At 71.0% G+C, this 20,317-nt stretch carries 13 protein-coding genes; 6 read left to right on the forward strand and 7 right to left on the reverse strand.

Annotated elements, in window-relative coordinates:
* Positions 1–5: 5 nt before the first annotated feature.
* From ACZ7LU_RS19905 to ACZ7LU_RS19920, 4 genes are all read right to left on the reverse strand, one after another.
* On the reverse strand, positions 6–1,814 hold the full coding sequence (locus ACZ7LU_RS19905) for an ABC transporter ATP-binding protein (protein ID WP_471917444.1): 1,809 nt from the start codon (positions 1,812–1,814) through the stop codon (positions 6–8).
* Complete coding sequence (locus ACZ7LU_RS19910) at positions 1,811–3,619, reverse strand: ABC transporter ATP-binding protein (protein WP_471917445.1); 1,809 nt, start codon at positions 3,617–3,619, stop codon at positions 1,811–1,813. The genes ACZ7LU_RS19905 and ACZ7LU_RS19910 overlap by 4 nt, the downstream gene beginning before the upstream one ends.
* Before the next feature lie 129 nt (positions 3,620–3,748).
* The gene (locus ACZ7LU_RS19915; protein ID WP_468314430.1) at positions 3,749–5,530 is read right to left on the reverse strand and encodes an ABC transporter ATP-binding protein; all 1,782 of its coding nucleotides are present in this window, start codon (positions 5,528–5,530) and stop codon (positions 3,749–3,751) included.
* Positions 5,527–7,392 (reverse strand): ABC transporter transmembrane domain-containing protein, encoded by a 1,866-nt coding sequence (locus tag ACZ7LU_RS19920; RefSeq protein ID WP_471917446.1) that lies wholly within the window; start codon positions 7,390–7,392, stop codon positions 5,527–5,529. The genes ACZ7LU_RS19915 and ACZ7LU_RS19920 overlap by 4 nt, the downstream gene beginning before the upstream one ends.
* 202 nt (positions 7,393–7,594) lie before the next feature.
* Here ACZ7LU_RS19920 and ACZ7LU_RS19925 point away from each other — a divergent pair, with 202 nt between their 5' ends.
* Both ACZ7LU_RS19925 and ACZ7LU_RS19930 read left to right on the forward strand, forming a co-directional pair.
* Positions 7,595–8,353 carry a L,D-transpeptidase family protein gene (locus ACZ7LU_RS19925; RefSeq protein ID WP_471917447.1) on the forward strand — a complete coding sequence of 253 codons (759 nt, stop codon included), beginning with the start codon at positions 7,595–7,597 and terminating at the stop codon, positions 8,351–8,353.
* Positions 8,354–8,454: 101 nt separating this feature from the next.
* The gene (locus tag ACZ7LU_RS19930) at positions 8,455–10,068 is read left to right on the forward strand and encodes a peptide-N4-asparagine amidase (RefSeq protein WP_471917448.1); all 1,614 of its coding nucleotides are present in this window, start codon (positions 8,455–8,457) and stop codon (positions 10,066–10,068) included.
* A 69-nt stretch (positions 10,069–10,137) separates the two neighbouring features.
* Here ACZ7LU_RS19930 and ACZ7LU_RS19935 read toward each other — a convergent pair whose 3' ends face one another.
* The 3 genes from ACZ7LU_RS19935 to ACZ7LU_RS19945 all read right to left on the reverse strand — a co-directional run bounded on the left by ACZ7LU_RS19935 (position 10,138) and on the right by ACZ7LU_RS19945 (position 15,166).
* Entirely contained in the window at positions 10,138–11,619 is a 1,482-nt protein-coding gene (locus tag ACZ7LU_RS19935) for a Gfo/Idh/MocA family protein (protein ID WP_471917449.1), read from the reverse strand.
* A 144-nt stretch (positions 11,620–11,763) separates the two neighbouring features.
* Positions 11,764–14,688 (reverse strand): FAD-binding and (Fe-S)-binding domain-containing protein, encoded by a 2,925-nt coding sequence (locus ACZ7LU_RS19940; RefSeq protein ID WP_471917450.1) that lies wholly within the window; start codon positions 14,686–14,688, stop codon positions 11,764–11,766.
* Between the two features lie 34 nt (positions 14,689–14,722).
* A complete protein-coding gene (locus ACZ7LU_RS19945) occupies positions 14,723–15,166 on the reverse strand; it encodes a MarR family winged helix-turn-helix transcriptional regulator (RefSeq protein WP_468558569.1) in 444 nt (147 codons plus the stop codon).
* Positions 15,167–15,260: 94 nt separating this feature from the next.
* Between ACZ7LU_RS19945 and ACZ7LU_RS19950 the strand changes: the two genes are divergently transcribed.
* From ACZ7LU_RS19950 to ACZ7LU_RS19965, 4 genes are all read left to right on the forward strand, one after another.
* Positions 15,261–17,069, forward strand: a complete 1,809-nt coding sequence (locus ACZ7LU_RS19950) for an ABC transporter ATP-binding protein (RefSeq protein WP_471917451.1) — start codon at positions 15,261–15,263, stop codon at positions 17,067–17,069.
* 43 nt (positions 17,070–17,112) lie between these two features.
* Complete coding sequence (gene mltG / locus ACZ7LU_RS19955) at positions 17,113–17,925, forward strand: endolytic transglycosylase MltG (protein WP_398306891.1); 813 nt, start codon at positions 17,113–17,115, stop codon at positions 17,923–17,925.
* A 119-nt stretch (positions 17,926–18,044) separates the two neighbouring features.
* Positions 18,045–18,746 carry an antibiotic biosynthesis monooxygenase gene (locus tag ACZ7LU_RS19960; RefSeq protein ID WP_471917452.1) on the forward strand — a complete coding sequence of 234 codons (702 nt, stop codon included), beginning with the start codon at positions 18,045–18,047 and terminating at the stop codon, positions 18,744–18,746.
* Between the two features lie 242 nt (positions 18,747–18,988).
* Positions 18,989–20,317 carry a S8 family peptidase gene (locus tag ACZ7LU_RS19965; RefSeq protein ID WP_471917453.1) on the forward strand — a complete coding sequence of 443 codons (1,329 nt, stop codon included), beginning with the start codon at positions 18,989–18,991 and terminating at the stop codon, positions 20,315–20,317.

Below are 20,317 nucleotides of genomic sequence, written 5' to 3' on the forward strand. Positions count from 1 at the left end.
CCGGCTCAGGTCGTGCGCCGGTGCTCCCCGTGCCAGGAGTGCCAGAGCGCGGCGTAGGCGCCGTCGGCCGTCACGAGGTCGTCGTGGGTGCCGAGCTCGGTCACCCGGCCGTCCTCCATGACCGCCACGCGGTCCGCGTCGTGGGCCGTCTGCAGCCGGTGGGCGATGGCGATGACGGTGCGCCCGCGGAGGACGGCGGCGAGGGCCCGTTCCGTGTGCCGCGCCGTCGTCGGGTCCAGGAGCGCGGTGGCTTCGTCCAGGATCAGTGTGTGCGGATCGGCGAGCACGACGCGGGCCAGGGCCAGCTGCTGGGCCTGCGCTCCGTGCAGGCGATGGCCGCCGGGGCCCAGCTCGGTGTCCAGGCCGTCCGGCAGGCCGTCGGACCAGTCCGCACCCACCGCGGTGAGGGCGGCTTTCAGCTCGACGTCCGTGGCGGACTCCGCCGCGATGACGAGGTTGTCCCGGAGAGTGCCGAGGAAGACGTGGTGCTCCTGGGTGACGAGGACGACCTGACGGCGCAGCCGGTCGGGCGGCAGGTCGGCGATCGGTACGCCGCCGACGGTCACCGTGCCCTCGACCGGTGCGTCGATCCCTGCCAGGAGTCGGCTCAGAGTGCTCTTCCCCGCTCCCGACGGCCCGACGATGGCGAGGCGCTCGCCAGGATGTACGGAGAGGTCGACGCCGCGCAGGACGTCGGCGGTGCCGCTGTAGGCGAAGCGCACGCCGGTGACCTCGATGCGGTCGTCCTCAGGGGTGCCGCCGTGGGGGAGGAGGGGAGGGGTGGCGCCGGGCGGGCCCGTCGGGGCAGCGGCCAGGCCCTCGACCCGGGCGAAGGAGGCGCCGCTGCTCTGCAGCTGTTCCACCTGCTGCAGGATCGTGTCCAGCGGCTGGGAGAGCTGCTGGAGATAGAGGGCCGAAGCGACCACCGTGCCCAGGCTCACGGAGCCCTGGTCGTGCAGGATCCCGCCGAGGAGCAGCACGGCGACGACCGGGACGGCGTACGAAATGTCGATGGAGGGGAAGAGGACGCTGCGCAGGAACAGTGTCCGGTCGTGGGCGGCGACACACCGTCCGATCTCCGCCTCACTGTCCGCGACACGACGCTCGCGCAGACGCAGGGCCTCGACGGTGCGGGCCCCGGAGGCCGTGGCCGCGAGGACCTCGGCCAGCGCGGAGTGGGCGGTTCCCTGCTCGAGGTAGGCGGAGTGCGCACGGCGCAGGTACCAGCGGGTGGCGAACCAGATGCCGGTGAGGCCGACCACACCGCAGACACCGAGCAGTGGGTCCAGCAGAAAGACCGCGCCGAGGATGAACAGCGCCTGCACGGCCGCCACGAAGACATCCGGCCCGGTGTCGCGCAGCATCTGCCCGGCGGTCGCGACGTCGGTGGTGCCGCGGGCCGTCAGATCGCCTGCTCCGGCCCGCTCCACGACGGAGGCCGGCAGGGCGAGGGCCCGGTCGACGAACTGCTCACGAATGCGGCCGAGGGTCCGTTCGCCGAAGCGATGGGCGAGGTAGCGGGCGTGGCGCGCCAGAAGGAGCTGGGCGACGGCGCCGACAAGGATGCCGAGGGCGAGGCGGTCGACGGTGTCGACGCCTCCGCCTGCCCGGACCGTATTGATGATGCGCCCGAGGAGCCAAGGGCCGACGAGCCCCGCCGCCGCGGCAAGGGCATTGAAGACGATCATCGTGATGAAGGCGCCGGTGTCCTGCCGGATGAGCCGGAGGGCGGCATCTCGGACTTGGCGGCGGTCGGCCACGGGCAGGTGTCCGGGCGCGGGATCGGCCACGTCCTCGCGGCGGGGCGGCGTCATCGGAGGGCCTCATGAGTCGGCTCGGCGGGAGGTCGGGAGCGCTTCTGTCCCTGTGGCGTGTGCTGCTCCTCCGCCTCGTCGCCCTCTTCAGCCCCGCGCGACACCAGGCGTCGGTAGCCCGGATGGCCTGCCAGCAGGTCGGCGTGGCGGCCGACGGCGGCGACGCGGCCGTCCACCAGGTGGTACACGACGTCGGCTTGGTCGAGGACGAGGGGAGACGTGCTGGTGACGAGGGTCGTGCGACCGTCGCGGGCGGTGCGGAGACGGGACGCCATGTTCGCCTCGGTGTGGGCGTCGACCGCCGACGTGGGTTCGACCGCCAGGAGCACCTCGGGGTCGGCGAGGAGGGCCCGCGCCAGGCGGACGCGCTGACGTTGGCCGCCGGAGAGGTTGCGGCCCTGTGCGTCGAGGAGGGCATCGAGCCCGTCCGGGAGGCCGAGGACGATGTCGCCGGCCATGGCCGCCTCGACCGCGCGGGCGATGGCGTCCTCGTCCGGATCCCATCGGCCGGAAACGGCGGCACGCAAGGTACCGGCGAAGAGGTCCGCTTCGTTGTCCGCCACCAGGACCCGGGCCCGCACCTCGTCCAGCGCGACGGCGTCGAGGCGGACCGGACCCCATGTGACGGAGGAGGGAGCGAACCGGCCGAGCCGGTCGACGATCTCCGTGCCGTCGGACGCGCGAGCGCTGACGAGCGCGGTGAGGAGTCCGGGGGCGACCTCGACGCCGGACGAGGGGTCGCGCAGCACGGATGGTGTCGCGGGGCCAGGGACCGCAGCCTCCTCCGAGTTCGCCCGGTTCTCGTTCTCCCAGCCCTGCGGCTCCAAGTTCAGGAAGTCGACGACCCGACGCGCGGCGACGAGGCCCCGGCCGATGTCGTAGCTGCCCTCGATGAAGAACGTCACCGGCACCACGAGCACGGCGACGTAGCCGTAGATGGCCACCAACTCGCCAACGGTGATGGTGCCCTGAGCGGCCATGCGTGCGGCGAGCCATGTCACAGCGGCCAGGAACAGGGTGGGCAGCCCGAGACCGAAGGCCTGGATCCAGCTCATGCTCGACCCGACCCGGTAGCCCTCGTCCCGCAGTTGGCGGGAGCCCGCGCGGTAGCGGGCCGCGAACACCTCTTTGCCCCCGAGGCCGTTGAGGACACGGAGTCCGCCCGCGAGGTCCCCGAGGGTCGCGGCGAGTGCGCCCTGGCGCTCCCGGTAGGCAGTCTCCGCCCCTTGCAACCGGCTGAGGAACGGCCCGATCAGCACGGCGAGCAGAGGCACGCCGACCAGCACCACCACAGCGAGCAACGTGGAGACGGACAGCAACAGCGCGGCCACCACGAAGTAGGCGATCACCGAGCCCACGCCCGGCCCGGTCACGGTCAGGGTCTGGCTGATCACACCCACGTCGGAGTGGCCGATCGTGACGACCTCACCGGCCGAGACGCGGCGGGGCAGCGCGGCGCCGAGCCGGGTCGCGTGGTCGACCACGACTCGCACGGTACGAAAGTAGGCGTCGAGCCGGATCCGGGTCATCGTGCGATGCCGCATGATCGCCAGCCAGGCGTTCAGGACGCCGATGCCGAACAGGGCCGCGCACCAGCCCACCAGGGCGGACCGGTCACCCGCCCGCAGGCCCTCGTCGATGGCGCGCGACAGGACGTACGGGGGAAGCGTCAGGCAGACCATCCACGCGCTGCCCAACACGGCTCCGGCGGCCACCCGGCGAGGCTGGCTGACGGTCACCCACCACAGGTAGCGGGCGGGCCCGCGCCGATCGGGGACGTCGGGTTCCGTGGACGATGCAGCCATCCACGAACCCTAACTACCCTCTTCCGAAGGCCAATAGGGCCCCCTGTGCTCGGCGAGCCCGCCTCCCCGCACGCCTGGTCCTGCCTACCCGTGCTCAGCGAGCCCGCCTCCCCGCACACCCGGCCCTTCCTACCCGTGCCAGGACCGCCACAGTGCCGCGTACGCACCGTCCGCCGCCACCAGCTGGTCGTGGCTGCCGAGTTCGCTGATCCGGCCGCTCTCGACCACCGCGATGACGTCGGCGTCATGTGCGGTGTGCAGTCGATGGGCGATCGCCACGACCGTGCGGCCGTCCAGGACGCGGGCGAGGGAGCGCTCCAAGTGCCGTGCCGCACGCGGGTCGAGGAGCGAGGTGGCCTCGTCGAGGACCAGCGTGTGCGGGTCGGCGAGGACCAGTCGGGCCAGGGCGATCTGCTGCGCCTGTGCGGGCGTCAGCGCGAACCCGCCCGAGCCGACCTCGGTGTCCAGACCCTCGTCGAGGCCACGCGCCCAGTCGGCCGCGTCGACCGCGCCGAGGGCAGCCCACAACTCGGCGTCCCGCGCTCCGGTTCTGGCGAGGAGGAGGTTGTCGCGCAGAGAGCCCACGAAGACGTGGTGTTCCTGGTTGACCAGCGCCACATGGGCGCGCACCGCCTCCGCGGGCATGTCAGACAGCGCGGCGCCGCCCAGGGTGACATGACCGGTGCGCGGTCCGTAGATCCCGGCGAGAAGCCTGCCCAAGGTCGACTTGCCCGCGCCCGACGGGCCGACCAGCGCGACACGCGAGCCGGGTTCGACGGCGAGAGACACCTCGCGGAGCACGTCGACGCCCGCGCGGTAGCCGAAGTGGACGTCGTCGGCGAGGACATGTCGTCCCTCCGGAGTCACGGAGGAGTCGCCCGCGTCCGGCTCGATGTCGCGCACGCCGACGAGCCGGGCCAGCGACACCTGGGCGACCTGGAGTTCGTCGTACCAGCGCAGGATGATCCCCAGCGGGTCGACCAGCATCTGCGCGATCAGGACCCCGGTGGTCAGCTGGCCGACGCCGATCCAGCCCTGGAGGACGAAGACTCCGCCGATCATCAGCGTCGAGCAGAGCACGGTCGTGTGGGTGAGGTTGATCACCGGGAAGAGGACCGACCGCAGGTAGAGGGTGTACCGCTCCCAAGCGGTCCATTCCGCGATGCGGCGCTCCGACAGTTCGACGCGGCGACGGCCGAGGCGGTGGGCCTCCACCGTGCGTCCCGCGTCGACGGTCTCGGTGAGGGCGGCGGCCACGGCGGCGTATCCGGCGGCCTCCGAACGGTAGGCGGCGGGAGCCCGCTTGAAGTACCAGCGGCAGCCCACGACGAGAAGGGGCACGGCGACGAGCACGGCGGGTGCCAGCGGCGGTGCGGTGACGACGAGCCCGCCGAGCAGCAGCACCACCCACACCACGCCGATGGCGAGCTGCGGCACGGCCTCACGCATGGCATTGGCCAGCCGGTCGATGTCCGTGGTGATGCGCGACAGCAGGTCGCCGGTACCGGCCCGCTCCAGGACGCCGGGCGGCAGCCCGACGGAGCGCACGAGGAAGTCCTCCCGCAGATCCGCCAGCATCCGTTCGCCGAGCATCGCACCGCGCAGCCGCACCTCGCGCACGAAGAAGGCCTGCACGAGGAGGGCCGCCGTGAACAGCCCGATGGTGAGTTCGAGGTGCAGGTCCCGTGTGTCGTCCGAGACCTTCTCGACCAAGCCGCCGAGGAGGTAAGGGCCGACCATCGAGGCGATGACGGCGAGCGTGTTCACCAGGATGAGCAGGAGGAAGGACCGGCGATGGCGCCGGAACAGTTCGCGGACGTAGTCGCGCACGGTCGTGGCCGAGCCGACGGGCAGGGTCTCCGCCGTCGTGGGGGCCGCCGGATCGTATGCCGGGGGCGCCAGGCCGATCATGCCGTCTCCTCGATGTCGAAATTCGCCAGGGCGTCCGAGGAGCCGGTCAGGGCCTCCGCGGCGACGCGGTCCGTGCGTTCGGTGTGTTCGGTGCGTTCGGTGTCGGTCTCGCGGGTCACGACCGCGCGGTATCGCGGTTCGCTGTGCACCAGTTCGCGGTGGGCGCCCACAGCCGCGACCTCGCCGTCCGCCAGGAAGACGACACGCTCGGCTCGGTCGAGGAGCAGCGGTGACGAGGTGAGCACCACGGTGGTGCGCCCCCGGCGCAGTTGCCGGATGCCGTCGGCGACCCGGGCTTCGGTGTGCGAGTCCACGGCGGACGTCGGCTCGTCGAGCACCAGTGCCTCGGGGTCGGTGACCAGTGAACGGGCCAGAGCGAGGCGTTGGCGCTGGCCTCCGGAGAGGGAGCGGCCACGTTCCGTGAGGTGGGCGGCCATGGGGTCGTCGTCCACCGACGCCTGCGCGAGCGCGTCCAGGACGTCGGAGCACTGCGCCGCGGCCAGCGCCTCCTCGGGGCTGACCGCGCCCGACGCCGGTACGTCGAGGAGGGCGCGAAGAGTTCCGGAGAGCAGGACGGGATCCTTGTCCTGGACGAGGACGGCGGTGCGGGCTGTGTCCAGCGGCAGGTCGTCCAGCGGTACGTCTCCGAGACGCACGGACGGCAGGCCCGCGGCGTCGTCGAAGGCGGGGTGTCCGCCGAGCCGTTCGGCGAGCCGTCCCGCCTCGTCCGGGTCGCCGCACACCACGGCGGTCAGGCGACCCGCCGGGGCGAGCAGGCCCGTCGCGGGGTCGTACAGGTCACCGGAAGGCGCAGGCGGGTCTCCCGCCGAAGACTCCGCATCCGTGGAGTCCGTACCCTTCGGCGCCGTCCGCTGCAGGGCGAGAACCCGGGCCGCTCGCTTCGCGGAGGGCCGGGAGAAGGAGTACGCCATGGCGATCTCCTCGAAGTGCCGCAGCGGGTAGTTGAGCATCATGATGGCGCTGTAGACGGTGACGAGTTCGCCCACCGTGACGCGGCCCTCGCGGGCGAGGTGCACGCCGTGCCAGACGACCGCGATCAGCAGCAGCCCCGGCATCAGGATCTGGATCGCCGAGATGACGGCCCACATCCGGGCACTGCGCACCGCGGCGGAGCGGACCTCCTGCGAGGCGCGGCGGTAGCGGTCGAGGAAGAGTTCCTCGCCGCCGATGCCGCGCAGCACCCGCAGCCCGGCGACGGTGTCCGACGCCAGTTCCGTGGCCCGCCCCGCCTTCTCGCGCTGGAAGTCCGCCCGGCGCGTGGCGCGGGGCAGCAGCGGCAGCACGGCCATCGCGAGCACCGGGATGCCGACAGCGACGACGACACCGAGGGCGGGCTGGTAGACGACGAGACCGACGCAGACCAGGACGACGGTGAGCGCGGCCGCCGCGAACCGCGACAGCGCCTCCACGAACCATCCGATCTTCTCGACGTCACCGGTGGAGACGGCTACGACCTCACCGGCGGCGACACGACGGGTCAGCGCGGAGCCGAGCGCGGCGGTCTTCCGGGCGAGCAGCTGCTGCACGCGCGCCGCGGCCGTGATCCAGTTGGTGACCGCGGTGCGATGCAGCATGGTGTCGCCCACCGCGATGCCGATGCCGAGCAGGCCGATCAACGCGCCCGCCAGGGCGAGCCGGCCGCCGGAGCGGTCGAGCACGGCCTCGACGGCGACGCCGACCATGTAGGGCAGGCCCGCGATGGAGCTGAAGTGCAGCAGGCCCCAGGCGAGAGACTTGAGCTGCCCGCCGAGCTGGTTGCGGCCCAGCCACAGCAGGAAGCGCGGCCCCGACCGGACGTCGGGGACACCGGGGTCGGGAAACGGAAGGTCGCGAATCTGCATGACGTCCCAGGACTAGGTGCGGCGGCGTCGCTCCGACGAGGAGTTCGAAGGAGCGGACGGCGGTTACAAACCGTGAAAGGTTCGCCTCGCGCGGTGGTCGGAAGCAAACGGTTTTCCGCCCTGGGGTAAAGAATCGGCCCGGTCCCGGCGTGCGTCGTGGCGGTGGACAGGGGGAGTGCGGAGCGGGTGCGACCATGGACGGATGCGAATAGCCGGTGGGGTGCGAGTGGTGGTCGCGGCAGCGGCCTGCGGTGTTCTTCTGACGTCCTGCGCGAGTGGGAACGACGACGGTTCGCGGAAGGGCGACGCCGGCGGGGAGCACGGCAAGAATGCGGGACACGGCCAGAGTGACCGGGCCGGGGCCGACGACCCCCGGCGCATTCCGGACGTCGGCGACCGTCTGCAGTCAGAGGTTCCTCGGAACTCCCGTCAGGTCGTGGCTGTCTACGGCGACGGTGAGGACTCGGCGAAGTCGACCGTCGTGCTCTACACGAAGTCGGGCAGCAAGGACACCACCTGGGAGAAGGCCCGCAGCTGGCCCGCGCACAATGGCAAGAAGGGGTGGACCACCAACCACCGTGAGAACGACAAGCGCAGCCCGGTGGGCGTGTTCACGCTCACCGACGCGGGCGGCGTCCTCGCGGACCCGGGGGCCAAGTTCCCTTACACGGAGTCGGTGTCCATGCAGGCCCCGCACTACTGGCCCAAGACGCACTGGCACGACTTCGACTACGTCATCGCCATCGACTACAACCGCGCCAAGGGCACCCCGCCGAACGACCCGACACGGCCGCAGGGACAGGCGAAGGGCGGCAGCATCTGGCTGCACATGGACCACGGCAGCGGTACGTCGGGCTGCGTGAGCCTGTCCAAGGCGGGCATGAAGTACCTGCTGCGCACGCTCGACCCGAAGCAGCACCCGGTCGTGGTGATGGGTGACAGGGCGAACCTACGGGCCTGAGCACGACGCGGAAGACAGGGCGCCCCGGCAGGGCGCCCCGGAGGCCGGGGAGAGAGGCCGCACCATTGCGGTGATCGGCGACCGCCCCATAGAAAGCCCCCATGAGAAGACGTGTCATGTCCATGCTCGCCGGAGCGGCCCTCGCGGCGAGCACCCTCCTCGGCGCCGGCCCGGCCGCGGCCGCCACGCCCCCACCGGAGTTCGGGAACGACTGGCACGACCCGATCACCGCCGCGCCACCCGTGCCGAAACCGTCCACCAAGTCCTGTGAAGTGACGATCGCCGAAGCGCAGTTCAAGGACTTCACGCCGTACAAGGGTGACTACGCCCCTCCGGAGAAGTGCGGCAAGGGCGACTGGGGCAAGGTGGTCCTGCGGCTCGACGGAAAGGTCAAGGGGCGTCAGTACGACCGTCTCGGCTATCTCCGGATCGGCGGCGTCGAAGTCTTCCGTACGTCGACTCCGCAGCCGTCGGTCGACGGCATCACCTGGTCCGTCGAGAAGGACGTCACGCGGTACAGCGACACCCTGGCCCGCGCCCAACAGGTCGAGATGCTCATCGGGAACGTCGTCAACGACACCTACACCGGCATCATCGACGTCAAGGTCAAGCTGACCTTCTACCAGCAGCGGAAGGCGAATACCGCCGCCCGCGAGACGCCGGACCGGATCATCCCCCTCGGGGATGGAGCCACCGGCACCACCCTCACCACCCCGCGCAACAGCGAACGCATCGTCGCCGAGGTGTACGCCACGGGCTCAGGCGGAGGCTGCGAGGAGTACTGGTACCTGACCGTGCCCGACGCCGCGCCCTACTCCTGCAAGGCCGACAAGGGCCCCTACCGCGAGGTGCAGGTCAAGGTCGACGGCCGGCTGGCGGGCATCGCCGCGCCGTTCCCGACCGTGTGGACCGGCGGCTGGTCCAACCCCTTTCTCTGGTACGTGATCCCAGGGCCGCGCGCCTTCGACATCAAGCCGATCGAGTACGACCTGACCCCCTTCGCGGGCACCCTCAACGACGGCCGTCCGCACCGGGTGGAGGTCTCCGTCGCCGGCGTACCCGAGGCACAGACCGGCTGGAGCACACCGGTCAACGTACTGGTCTGGCAGGACGAGAAGAGCGACCGCGTCACGGGCAGCCTGACCCGCCACAAGGAGGGCGACCTCGCCAACAAGTCGACTTACACGCCCGGTTCGGGTGACGAGGCGCACCGGCTCGACACGGAGGGCGGCCACCGGCTGAGCGTCTCGGGGTACGTGAACACTTCGCACGGCCGCGTCTCGACGACCGTGACGCGCACCCTCGCGAACACGTCCGTCCACCGCTGGACCGATGGCGAGTCGACGGACGCGCTCAAGGCCACGTGGACCGACCGCGAGACGGTCACGACGGGCCATCGCGCCGCGCGCACCGACCGGACGTACACCATGGACGGCACCACGACGCTCGGGGCCGGCGACCGGCTGCGGACCGAGATCTCCCTCGGGGACCGCGCCGAGAGCGTCACGGAACGCGGCGGCCGGCGCACCGGCTGGTCGGTGCTGGACGACCGTTACGACGGCGACGCGACGTACACCGCCAACGTCCCGCGCGACCAACGGCACGCCGTGGGCACCTCGCGCGAGCGCTACCGCCTGGTCGGCGACACGGGCTGCTACGACCGGACCCTGTCCACCGTCCAGGGAACCCTGACGGAGGACCGCCGGCGCTGCTGACCGGCGAGGACGCCGAGGCCCGAGGGCGGGCTCGGTGGCTTGAACCCGCCACCGAGCCCGCCCGGGCCCTTACGCCTTCGGCTTCTCCGAGTCCATTCCCGGCCGGGCCTTCCTCCACAGCCCGCGGGTGAAGTCCGGGATCGCCTGCGGTGCGCCCTTCGCCTTGATCGACAGATGGCTGAGCGGCACGGGTGCCGTCCATGTCGCGGCGTCGTACACGTCGAAGTCCGGCACCAGGCCGAGCTGCATCGTCTGCATCAGCCGGAAGATCATGATGTAGTCCATGCCGCCGTGGCCGCCGGGCGGGTTGGAGTGCTCCTTCCACAGCCAGTGGTCGAAGTCGGCGTACTTGGAGAAGTCGGCCCACTGATCGTCCGTGTGATCCGGCTCGATGTAGATGCGGGCGGGGTAGTCCTCGAAGACGCCCTTCGTGCCGCCGAGGCTGTTGATGCGGGAGTAGGGGTGCGGGGTGCTGACGTCGTGCTCCAGGCGGATCACCCGCCCCTTCGCCGTCTGGACGAGACTGATCGTGCGGTCGCTCTCGATGTACGTCTCCTTCCAGCTCGGGTCACCCGGGGGCATGTGCGCCTTGCGGTACTCGGCCAGGCCGAGGGCAGGCGTGCCGAAGCTGGAGATGTGCGTGACGCGGTCGCCGCGGTTGACGTCCATGTAGTTGGCGACCGGGCCGAAGCCGTGGTTGGGGTAGAGGTCGCCGCGCAGCCGGGTGTGCCACAGGCGCCGCCACGGCCCCTCGTAGTAGTCGGGGTCGAACATCAGACCGCGCAGGTCGTGGTTGTAGGCGCCCGCCCCGTGCAGCAGCTCACCGAACTTGCCCGCGTGCGCCATGCGCAGGACGCGCATCTCGTTCTTGCCGTAACAGCAGTTCTCCAGCTGCATGCAGTGTCTGCGGGTGCGCTCGGACAGGTCGACGAGCTCCCACAGCTCGTCGAGGCGCATCGCGATCGGACACTCCACACCGACGTGCTTGCCGTTGACCATCGCCGACTTGGCCATGGCGAAGTGGAGTTCCCAGGGCGTCGCCACGTACACGAAGTCGATGTCGCCGCGCTTGCACAGGTTCTCGTAGTCGTGCTCGCCCTTGGTGTACGTCGCGGGGGCGGGCTGGCCCGCGGCCGTGACCTTCTTCGCGGCGGCCGCGGTCTTGTCCTTGACCGGGTCGCAGAGTGCGACCACGCGCACGCCCGGTATCGCGAGGAACAGGTCGATCATGCTGCCGCCGCGGTTGCCGAGTCCGATGATCCCGACCCGCACCGTGGAGCGCCGCTCGAACGGCACGCCGATCATGGTGTCGCCCTTGCGGGCGGGAGCCTCGGCCGTCCCTGTGTCCGACGCCGGGGCCGCCGCGGCCGCGGCGGCAGGGGTGTCGGCGTGTGCCGTGCCGCCGGCGAAGGCGCCGACTCCGAGTCCCGCACCGGCGAGGCCCGCCGTGCGGAGCACCGTGCGCCGGGAGTGGCCGTCTCCCGCCGCGCTCCGGGTGCCGTCGTCGGGGGTGGTGCCGTCAGGGGCCGGGGTGGCGTTCTCGTCGTGCATCGGACCTCCGTAGCTGAATGTCGGCTGGTCTCTACCACTGGGGCGGAAGCCACCCTGGTGGCGGCCCGGCCGGGGCGCAAGAGACTGGAGGGACCGAAGAGTTGGATTTATCGAAGGAGCATCAGGGGGTACGCGGAATACCGGTCAGGGACGTGTCGCGCGCTCCAACTCAAGGAGTACGGAGTAGTAGCCGCGGCCCGTCGCGTGGTCCATGCCCACCTCGCACATGCGGTTCGCCGAGAGGTGCGCGTCGAAGGCGCGGGACGTGACCTCCGCTGCCTCCTTGCGCGTGGCCGATTCCGTGAGCTCCTTGTGGAGCATGCCGCGGTCGCCCGCGAAGGCGCAGCATCCCGCGTCGTCCGGGACGACCACCTCGTCCGCGCAGGCCTCGGCGACGGCCCGGAGCTGTGGCTCGTCGCCGAGGTGCTGCATGGAACAGGTGGGGTGCAGCACCGCGGAGCCGACCGTGCGGTGCACCGTCAGGTGGGGGAGGAGCTCGTCGGCGGCCCAGACGATCGAGTCGACGACCGTCAGCTCCCGGTGCAGCTCGCGGTTGTCGGCGGTCAGATACGGCACGACCTCGTGCGCGATGCCGAGCGTGCAGGACGAGGCGTCGACGATCAGCGGCAGGCGGCCGCCGGCCGTCCAGCCCCAGGCCGCCTCGACGATGCGATTGGCCATGACCCTGTTCCCGGCGTCGTACCCCTTGGAGTGCCAGATCGTCGCGCAGCACGTCCCCGCGACATCGTCCGGAATCCAAACCGGCTTCCCCGCGCGCGTGGAGACGGCGACAACGGCCTCCGCCAAGGAGCGGTCGCCCGGCCCGCCGAAGATGCGGTTGACGCACGCCGGGTAGTAGACGGCCGAGGCGCCGACGCGTCGGGTGCGCGGCAGTCTGCGTGCGGCGGCGCCGGGGATCTGCGGCAGCCACTCGGGGACCAGGTCCGGACGCACAGCCTTGCGGGCGGTGCGGGTCACCGCGGTCAGCAGCCGGTCGCCGATCCTGTCGGCGGCGGCCACCGCCAGCCGCGCGGACGCCTCGACGGCCTTGAAGTTCCTCGCGGCGAGGGCGGCCGCCTTCTCCTCGCGGGGCGAGTGCCGCGCATGACGGAAGTCCTTCATCAGGGCCCCCGTGTCGATACCGACGGGGCAGGCGATCCGGCAGGTCGAGTCGCCCGCGCAGGTGTCCACGGCGTCGTAGCCGTACGCCTCGACGAGGCCGTCCTCGACGGGGGAGCCCGCGGGCTGGCGCATCATCTCGCGGCGGAGCACGATGCGCTGGCGCGGTGTCGTGGTCAAGTCCTCGCTGGGGCAGGCCGGTTCACAGAAGCCGCACTCGATGCATGGGTCGGCGATCGGCTCCACCTTGGGGATGGTCTTCAGGCCGCGCAGATGAGCCTTCGGATCACGGTCGAGGACGATGCGGGGCGCGAGGACGCCGTCCGGGTCGATGACCTGCTTCGTGCGCCACATCAACTCGGTCGCCTTCGGCCCCCATTCGAGCTCCAGGAAGGGCGCGATGTTGCGTCCTGTGGCGTGCTCGGCCTTCAGGGAGCCGTCGAAACGCTCCACCGTCAGGCGGCAGAACTCGTCCATGAACGCGGCGTAGCGCTCCACGTCGGCGGGGATCGCCGCGTCGAAGGCGAGCAGGAAGTGGAGGTTGCCGTGTGCCGCGTGGCCCGCGACGGCGGTGTCGAAGCCGTGCCGCGTCTGGAGGTCGAGCAGCGCTTCGCAGGCCTCGGCGAGCCGACCCGGCGGAACCGCGAAGTCCTCGGTGATGAGTGTCGTACCCGAAGGGCGGGAGCCGCCGACAGCGGTGACGAACGCCTTGCGCGCCTTCCAGTAGCCGCCGATCGTCTTCGCGTCACGGGTGAAGGTGTTCGTCACCGATGGGACGGGTGCGACCAGTTCGAGTCCTTCGAGGACCTGGGCGGCCGCCGCCTCGTACGCCTCCTGTGCGGCCTCGTCCGGGGCGCGGAACTCCACCAGGAGGGCGGCCGTGGACTTCGGGAGGCCGGTCCAGTCGGCTGGCACGCCCTGGACGCTGACCGACGCGCGCAAGGTGTTGCCGTCCATCAGCTCGACGGCGAGCGCGCCCGCGGCAGTGAACAACGGCACCGCCGCGGCGGCCGCGGGCAGCGAGGGGAAGAACAGCAGAGCGGTCGTCGTGTGCCGCTCCAAAGGCAGCGTGTCGAAGACGACCTCGGAGATGAAGCCGAAGGTGCCCTCGGAGCCGACCATCAGGCCGCGCAGGATCTCCACGGGCGTCGCGCCGTCGAGGAAGGCGTCCAGGCGGTACCCATTGGTGTTCTTGATCTCGTACTTGGCGCGGATGCGGGCCACCAGCTCGGCGTCCGCCTCGATCTCCCGCTTGATGGCCAGCAGGCCTTCGCACAGCTCCGGTTCCGCGTGCGCCAGGTGCTCGTCGGCGTCCGGCTCGGCCGTGTCCACGACCGTGCCGGAGGGGAGGACGAAGGTCAGTGAGGCGACTGTGCGGTACGCATTGCGGGTGGTGCCCGCGGTCATGCCCGACGCGTTGTTCGCCACGACGCCGCCGACGGTGCAGGCGATCGCGCTCGCCGGGTCGGGGCCGAGCACCCTGCCGTACCGGGACAGGGTGGTGTTGGCGCGCACGATCGTCGTGCCGGGGCCGATGCGGGCGCGCTCGCCTTCGCCGAGCACCTCGACGCCCGACCAGTGCTTGCGCACGTCGACGAGGATGTCCTCGCCCTGCGCCTGGCCGTTCAGCGACGTGCCCGCCGCGCGGAAGACGACTTCGCGGCCCTTGCCGTGCGCGTACGACAGGACGGCCGACACGTCGTCGATGTCCTCGGGGACGACCACGACCTGCGGCACGAAGCGGTACGGGCTGGCGTCCGACGCGTACCGCACGAGGTCGGAGATCTTCGTCAGGACCTTGTCCGCACCGAGCAGCGCGGTCAGTTCGGAGCGCAGCGGCTCAGGGGTGCCGCCGCGCCGTCGGTCCGGCACGCGGTCGTGCGACGGGCCCTCCGTGCGCGACGCGGGGCCGGGGCGCAGGGTGTCCGGCTCGGGCTCCAGCAGTGGCATGAGCTCTCCTCGACGGTTGCGGCGGCGGACGGTGTCAGCAGCGGCGGACGTCCGGCACGTCGAACAGTGCGTTCAGCAGGATGCCCAGCTGGGCGCGCTGCTCGGTGTCCAGTGGAGCCAGGATGTCCTCCGCGGCGGCGCGGCGCGCGCCGCGCAGCTCACCGAGGGCCTTCAGCCCGGCGTCGGTGAGCTCGATCCGGATCACCCGGCGGTTGGTGGGGTCGGGTGCGCGTCGCACGAGATCAGCGGCTTCCAGTGCGTCGACCAGGGTGGTCACGGCGCGCGGCACGACTTCGAGGCGCTCGGCGAGGTCGGCCATGCGGGGCGGGGTCTCGTAATGCGCGAGGGTGCGCAGCAGGCGGGACTGCGCGGGTGTGATGCCGATCGGCACCAGATGGCGCTTCTGGATCCGCTGCAGCCTGCGGGTCAGCCGCAGCAACTGTTCGGCGAGCAGGCCGTCGGGGTCCGGGGTGTTCATGCGGGAACATTACCAGGACCTTGTGCATTGTGAGTATAGGTAACAGTGAGCTATGCTCCCTGAGTCATCGTCGTCCGAAATCCCGAAGGAGCCCATGCGTCACGACGAACCCACCTGGACGCCGCAGCCCCCCGCCCCCGGCGAGGAGCCGCAGCCCCGCCAGATGCGCCGCATCCTCCGCCTCTTCCGGCCCTACCGAGGCCGCCTCGCGCTCGTGGGCCTGCTGGTCTGCGCCGCGTCGCTCGTCTCGGTGGCGACCCCCTTCCTGCTCAAGGAGATCCTCGACACCGCCCTGCCGCAGGGGCGCACGGGCCTTCTGAGCCTGCTCGCACTCGGCATGATCCTCAGCGCGGTCGTCACGAGCGTCTTCGGCGTCCTGCAGACCCTGATCAGCACATCCGTCGGCCAGCGCGTCATGCACGACCTGCGCACCGCGGTCTACGGCCGGCTGCAGAGCATGTCCCTCGCCTTCTTCACCCGCACCCGCACGGGCGAGGTCCAGTCCCGGATCGCCAACGACATCGGCGGCATGCAGGCGACGGTCACCTCCACCGCCACGTCCCTCGTCTCGAACCTCACGAGTGTCATCGCGACCGTCGTCGCCATGCTCGCCCTCGACTGGCGGCTCACGGTGGTCTCGCTCCTGCTGCTCCCAGTCTTCGTGTGGATCAGCCGCCGCGTCGGCCGTGAGCGCAAGAAGATCGCCACGCAGCGCCAGAAGCAGATGGCCGCGATGGCCGCGACGGTCACCGAGTCGCTCTCCGTGAGCGGCATCGTCCTCGGTCGCACCATGGGACGGGCCGACTCCCTCACCAAGTCCTTCGCCGAGGAGTCCGAGCGCCTGGTCGACCTGGAGATCCGGTCGAACATGGCGGGCCGCTGGCGCATGGCCGTCATCTCGATCGTCATGGCCGCCATGCCCGCCGTCATCTACTGGACCGCGGGCATCGCCTTCCGGACCGGCGGCCCGACCGTCTCGCTCGGCACGCTCGTCGCCTTCGTCTCGCTGCAGCAGGGCCTGTTCCGCCCGACCGTGAGCCTCCTCTCGACCGGCGTGCAGATCCAGACCTCGCTCGCGCTCTTCCAGCGCATCTTCGAGTACCTGGACCTGCCCGTCGACATCACCGAGCCGGAGAAGCCCGTGCACCTCGACGAGATCAAGGGCGAGGTCCGCTTCGAGAAGGTCGAGTTCCGTTACGACGAGAAGTCGGGCCCCACCCTCCAGGACATCGACCTCGTCATACCCGCGGGCGGCAGCCTCGCCGTGGTCGGCCCCACCGGCTCCGGCAAGTCGACCCTGAGCCATCTGGTGCCCAGGCTCTACGACGTCACGGCCGGCCGCGTCACCCTCGACGGGATCGACGTGCGCGACCTCGACTTCGACACCCTCGCGCGTGCCGTCGGCGTGGTCTCCCAGGAGACGTATCTCTTCCACGCCTCGGTCGCGGACAACCTCCGCTTCGCCAAGCCCGACGCCACCGACGAGGAGCTTGCGACCGCTGCCCGCGCCGCCCAGATCCACGACCACATCGCATCCCTCCCTGACGGGTACGACACGGTCGTCGGCGAGCGCGGCCACCGCTTCTCCGGCGGTGAGAAGCAGCGCCTGGCCATCGCCCGCACCATCCTGCGGGACCCGCCGGTCCTCATCCTCGACGAAGCGACCAGCGCCCTGGACACCCGCACGGAGCGAGCCGTGCAGGAGGCCATCGACGCGCTGTCCGCGGGCCGGACCACCCTCACCATCGCCCACCGCCTCTCCACCGTCCGCGGCGCCGACCAGATCGTGGTCCTGGACGCCGGCCGCACCGCGGAGCGCGGCACCCACGAGGAGCTCATGGAGCGCGACGGACGTTACGCCGCCCTCGTTCGCAGAGACGCCCAACTGGAGCCGGTGACGTGAAGATATGCCAGGAATATGAGCATTTGCGGGTTACCGTGCCCGCATGCAGACCAAGACTCCGAGACGGGGCACGACTCAACTGACGCGCCGGGGCCGGATCGCCCTGATCGCGACCGGAGCCGCCGTCGCGGCAGCCGCTGTGGCGGTGCCGCTGCTGCTTCCTGACGACGACGCACAGCCCGAGACGCTGACCATCCCGGAAGGGTGGCGCTCGGGTCAGGTGTACGCGGCCGTGGACAAGGCCCTCGGGGTGCCCGCCGGCACCACGAAGAAGGCTCTCCCGAAGGCCGGCCTCAAACTCCCCCGCGACGCCGGCGGCAACCCCGAGGGGTACCTCTTCCCGGCGACGTACCCGATCGACTCGCGGTCGACTCCGGCATCCGTCCTGTCGTACATGGTGAACACGGCGAACAAGAAGTTCGGCGGCGGTCAGGTCACGGCGGGCGCAGACCGGAATGCCGTGAACCTCTACCAAACCGTCACCATCGCGAGCATGATCGAGGCCGAGGCGGGCTCCAAGGAGGAGATGGGCAAGGTCGCCCGGGTCATCTACAACCGCCTTGACCAGGGCATGCCGCTACAAATGGACTCCACCATCAACTACGCGCTCAACCGCTCCACACTGGCCACCAGCGAACGTGACACCAAGATCAGCAGCCCGTACAACACCTACGCACGCATGGGGCTGCCGCCCACGCCGATCGGCAATCCCGGAGAAGAGGCGATGCGGGCGGCCATCAACCCGACTCCGGGAAACTGGCTGTACTTCGTGACGGTAAAGCCGGGAGACACGCGTTTTACGGCGAGCTTTGAGGAACACCAGAAGAACGTGGGGGAGTTCAACAAGGAGAAGTAGCAGGAGGCCAGGGCGAGATAGGGGGACTCGCCGGGGTTCGGCTTCTCCTTGACCTCAACCGTGGTTCAGGTACAACGCTTTTCTCAACCGTACCGCTCAGTATGCAGGAGGAGCCGACCATGGCCGCACCGATATCACGTGCCTTTCCCGACGTCCGGCGCGCGGACGCCGGGACGATCCTCGTCAGTTCCTGGACCCTGCCGGCGCCGGGGGTCCAGAAGCAGGCCGCGGACCTGGTGATCGAGGAGTGGGAACACCAGGAACGCCCGGCGGCGATGCTGTCGTTCACCACATTCCTCAGCGAGAACGGCCGTGAGGTACTGAATTACGCGCAGTGGACGGACGACGACTCCCACCGCGAGTGGGCACGCGCGGCCCAGAACTCCGAGGAGCTGAGCAGGGTCGACCGCATGGTTCTGGGCATCGAGCGGCCCGGGGAGGTGCGCTATTCCCTCTATCGCAGCTATGCGACCGAGGAAAGGGCGGAAAGCACCCCCGGCGCACTGGTCACGCCCATCTTCGAGACCGACGGGCCCGACCGGCAGCGCGCCTTCATCGACGGTGTGGTGGCGATTCTGGAGCGGACCCGCCCGCCGGGTCTCCTCGCGGCCCATTTCCACACGAGCAAGGACGGCCGGCTGGTGCTCAACCACGGGGAGTGGCGGGACATGTCGGCCTGGCGGCGCTTCACCGAGGGGGGCGGCACCGTCGAGCTCGGCGTGATGATCGACGGCCTGGAGGGCGTCACTCCGGCCCCCACCCAGCCCAGCGTGCCGCGCTACCTCCCGTACAAGAGCCTGGTGAACGTCGCCGCGCCCTGAACAGCGGCAAGCGAAGGTGAGCTTCGCCGCGCGCTGAATCGTCGTGCCGTGAGTCGCCGCGCCCTGAACCGCCGCGCCCGGAGTGGCCGTCCGGCCTCTTGTGCCGCGCCGAGCGGCGCGAGAGGCTGGCATGCGCTCCGCGCGAAACCAGCAGAACCAGCAGAACCACGGGCAACAACCGCACCGCGCACCGCACATGATCCGACCCCTTCTGGTCAACGAAAGGTTCAGGTGCACCGGGAATGAGAATGCCCTCCCGTCGGCGGCAGGCAGCGGTGCTGCTGTCCGCCGCGCTGACCGCCACCGGCCTGCTCGGCGCCACTGCCGCCGCCACCGCCACGCACGCGGCCTCGGGCGACTCCGTCGGCTCCACCGTCCCCGACAGGAAGCTGCGGCTCGCGAGCGGCTCGGAGACCCCCGTGCCGAACAGCTGGATCGTCGTGCTGAAGGAACCCGGCCCGGGGAACAGGAGCGCCGCGGTCGGCTCATCCGCCGTGCCCGGCGTGGCGCGCGAGCTCGTCGGCCGGGCCGAAGGGGCGCGGCTCGGGCACGTCTACCGGGCGGCGCTGCACGGCTTTTCCGCCCGGATGAGCCGCGCACAGGCCGCCGAGCTGGCCGCCGACCCCCGCGTCGCGTACGTCCGCCAGGACACCCGGGTCCGCATCGACACCCCACGGGCCGCTCCGCCCCGGGCCGAGGCCGACGGGGTCTCCACCCGCGAACAGACCCAGCCCGACGCCCCCTGGGGACTGGACCGCATCGACCAGCGGCGCCTCCCCCTGTCCACCACGTACACCTACCGCACCACCGCTCCCGGTGTGAGCGTGTACGTCATCGACACCGGACTGCGGACCACGCACACGGAGTTCGGCGGCCGGGCCTCGGTCGGGACCGACACCGTGGGCGACGGCAGGAACGGCGACGACTGCAACGGCCACGGCACCCACGTGGGAGGCATCGCCGCGGGCGCGACGTACGGCGTGGCGAAGCAGGCCCGCCTGGTCGCGGTGCGGGTCCTCAACTGTCAGGGCTCCGGCACCACCTCGGGCGTCGTCGCGGGCGTCGACTGGGTGACGGCGAAGGGCACCAGGCCCGCGGTCGCGAACATGAGCCTCGGCGGCGCGGCCAGCGACGTCCTCGACAGCGCGGTGCGGCGCTCCATCCGCTCCGGGGTCACCTACACCGTCGCGGCGGGCAGCTCCGGACAGGCGGGCGGCGCCTGCAACACCTCGCCCTCACGGGTGGCCGAGACGATCAGTGTCGGCGCCAGTGACCGGGGCGACCGCCGGGCTTCCTCCTCCAACCACGGCAACTGCGTGTCCCTCTTCGCGCCGGGCGTGCAGATTCCCTCGGCGTGGAAGGACAGCGACACCGCGACCGCCACGCTCAACGGCACGTCGATGGCCAGCGGGCACGCGGCCGGCGCCGCCGCGCTGCACCTCGGTTTCCGGCCCACGGACACGCCGGCGCAGGTCAAGCGGGGCCTCGTCGACAACGCGACCACGGGTGTGCTCCAGGGCACCCCACCCGTCACACCCGACAGGCTCCTCTACACCCTGTACCTGCCCTAG

It is taken from the genome of Streptomyces sp. NPDC039462 (assembly GCF_055639375.1).

Coding starts and splice junctions, on each gene's coding strand:
- ACZ7LU_RS19935 (WP_471917449.1), bottom strand. CDS start 11,619: ATGCACGACGAGAACGCCACCCCGGCCCCTGACGGCACCACCCCCGAC.
- ACZ7LU_RS19940 (WP_471917450.1), bottom strand. CDS start 14,688: ATGCCACTGCTGGAGCCCGAGCCGGACACCCTGCGCCCCGGCCCCGCG.
- ACZ7LU_RS19945 (WP_468558569.1), bottom strand. CDS start 15,166: ATGAACACCCCGGACCCCGACGGCCTGCTCGCCGAACAGTTGCTGCGG.
- ACZ7LU_RS19920 (WP_471917446.1), bottom strand. CDS start 7,392: ATGCAGATTCGCGACCTTCCGTTTCCCGACCCCGGTGTCCCCGACGTC.
- ACZ7LU_RS19915 (WP_468314430.1), bottom strand. CDS start 5,530: ATGATCGGCCTGGCGCCCCCGGCATACGATCCGGCGGCCCCCACGACG.
- ACZ7LU_RS19925 (WP_471917447.1), top strand. CDS start 7,595: ATGCGAATAGCCGGTGGGGTGCGAGTGGTGGTCGCGGCAGCGGCCTGC.
- ACZ7LU_RS19965 (WP_471917453.1), top strand. CDS start 18,989: ATGAGAATGCCCTCCCGTCGGCGGCAGGCAGCGGTGCTGCTGTCCGCC.
- ACZ7LU_RS19960 (WP_471917452.1), top strand. CDS start 18,045: ATGGCCGCACCGATATCACGTGCCTTTCCCGACGTCCGGCGCGCGGAC.
- ACZ7LU_RS19910 (WP_471917445.1), bottom strand. CDS start 3,619: ATGGCTGCATCGTCCACGGAACCCGACGTCCCCGATCGGCGCGGGCCC.
- ACZ7LU_RS19950 (WP_471917451.1), top strand. CDS start 15,261: ATGCGTCACGACGAACCCACCTGGACGCCGCAGCCCCCCGCCCCCGGC.
- ACZ7LU_RS19930 (WP_471917448.1), top strand. CDS start 8,455: ATGAGAAGACGTGTCATGTCCATGCTCGCCGGAGCGGCCCTCGCGGCG.
- mltG (WP_398306891.1), top strand. CDS start 17,113: ATGCAGACCAAGACTCCGAGACGGGGCACGACTCAACTGACGCGCCGG.
- ACZ7LU_RS19905 (WP_471917444.1), bottom strand. CDS start 1,814: ATGACGCCGCCCCGCCGCGAGGACGTGGCCGATCCCGCGCCCGGACAC.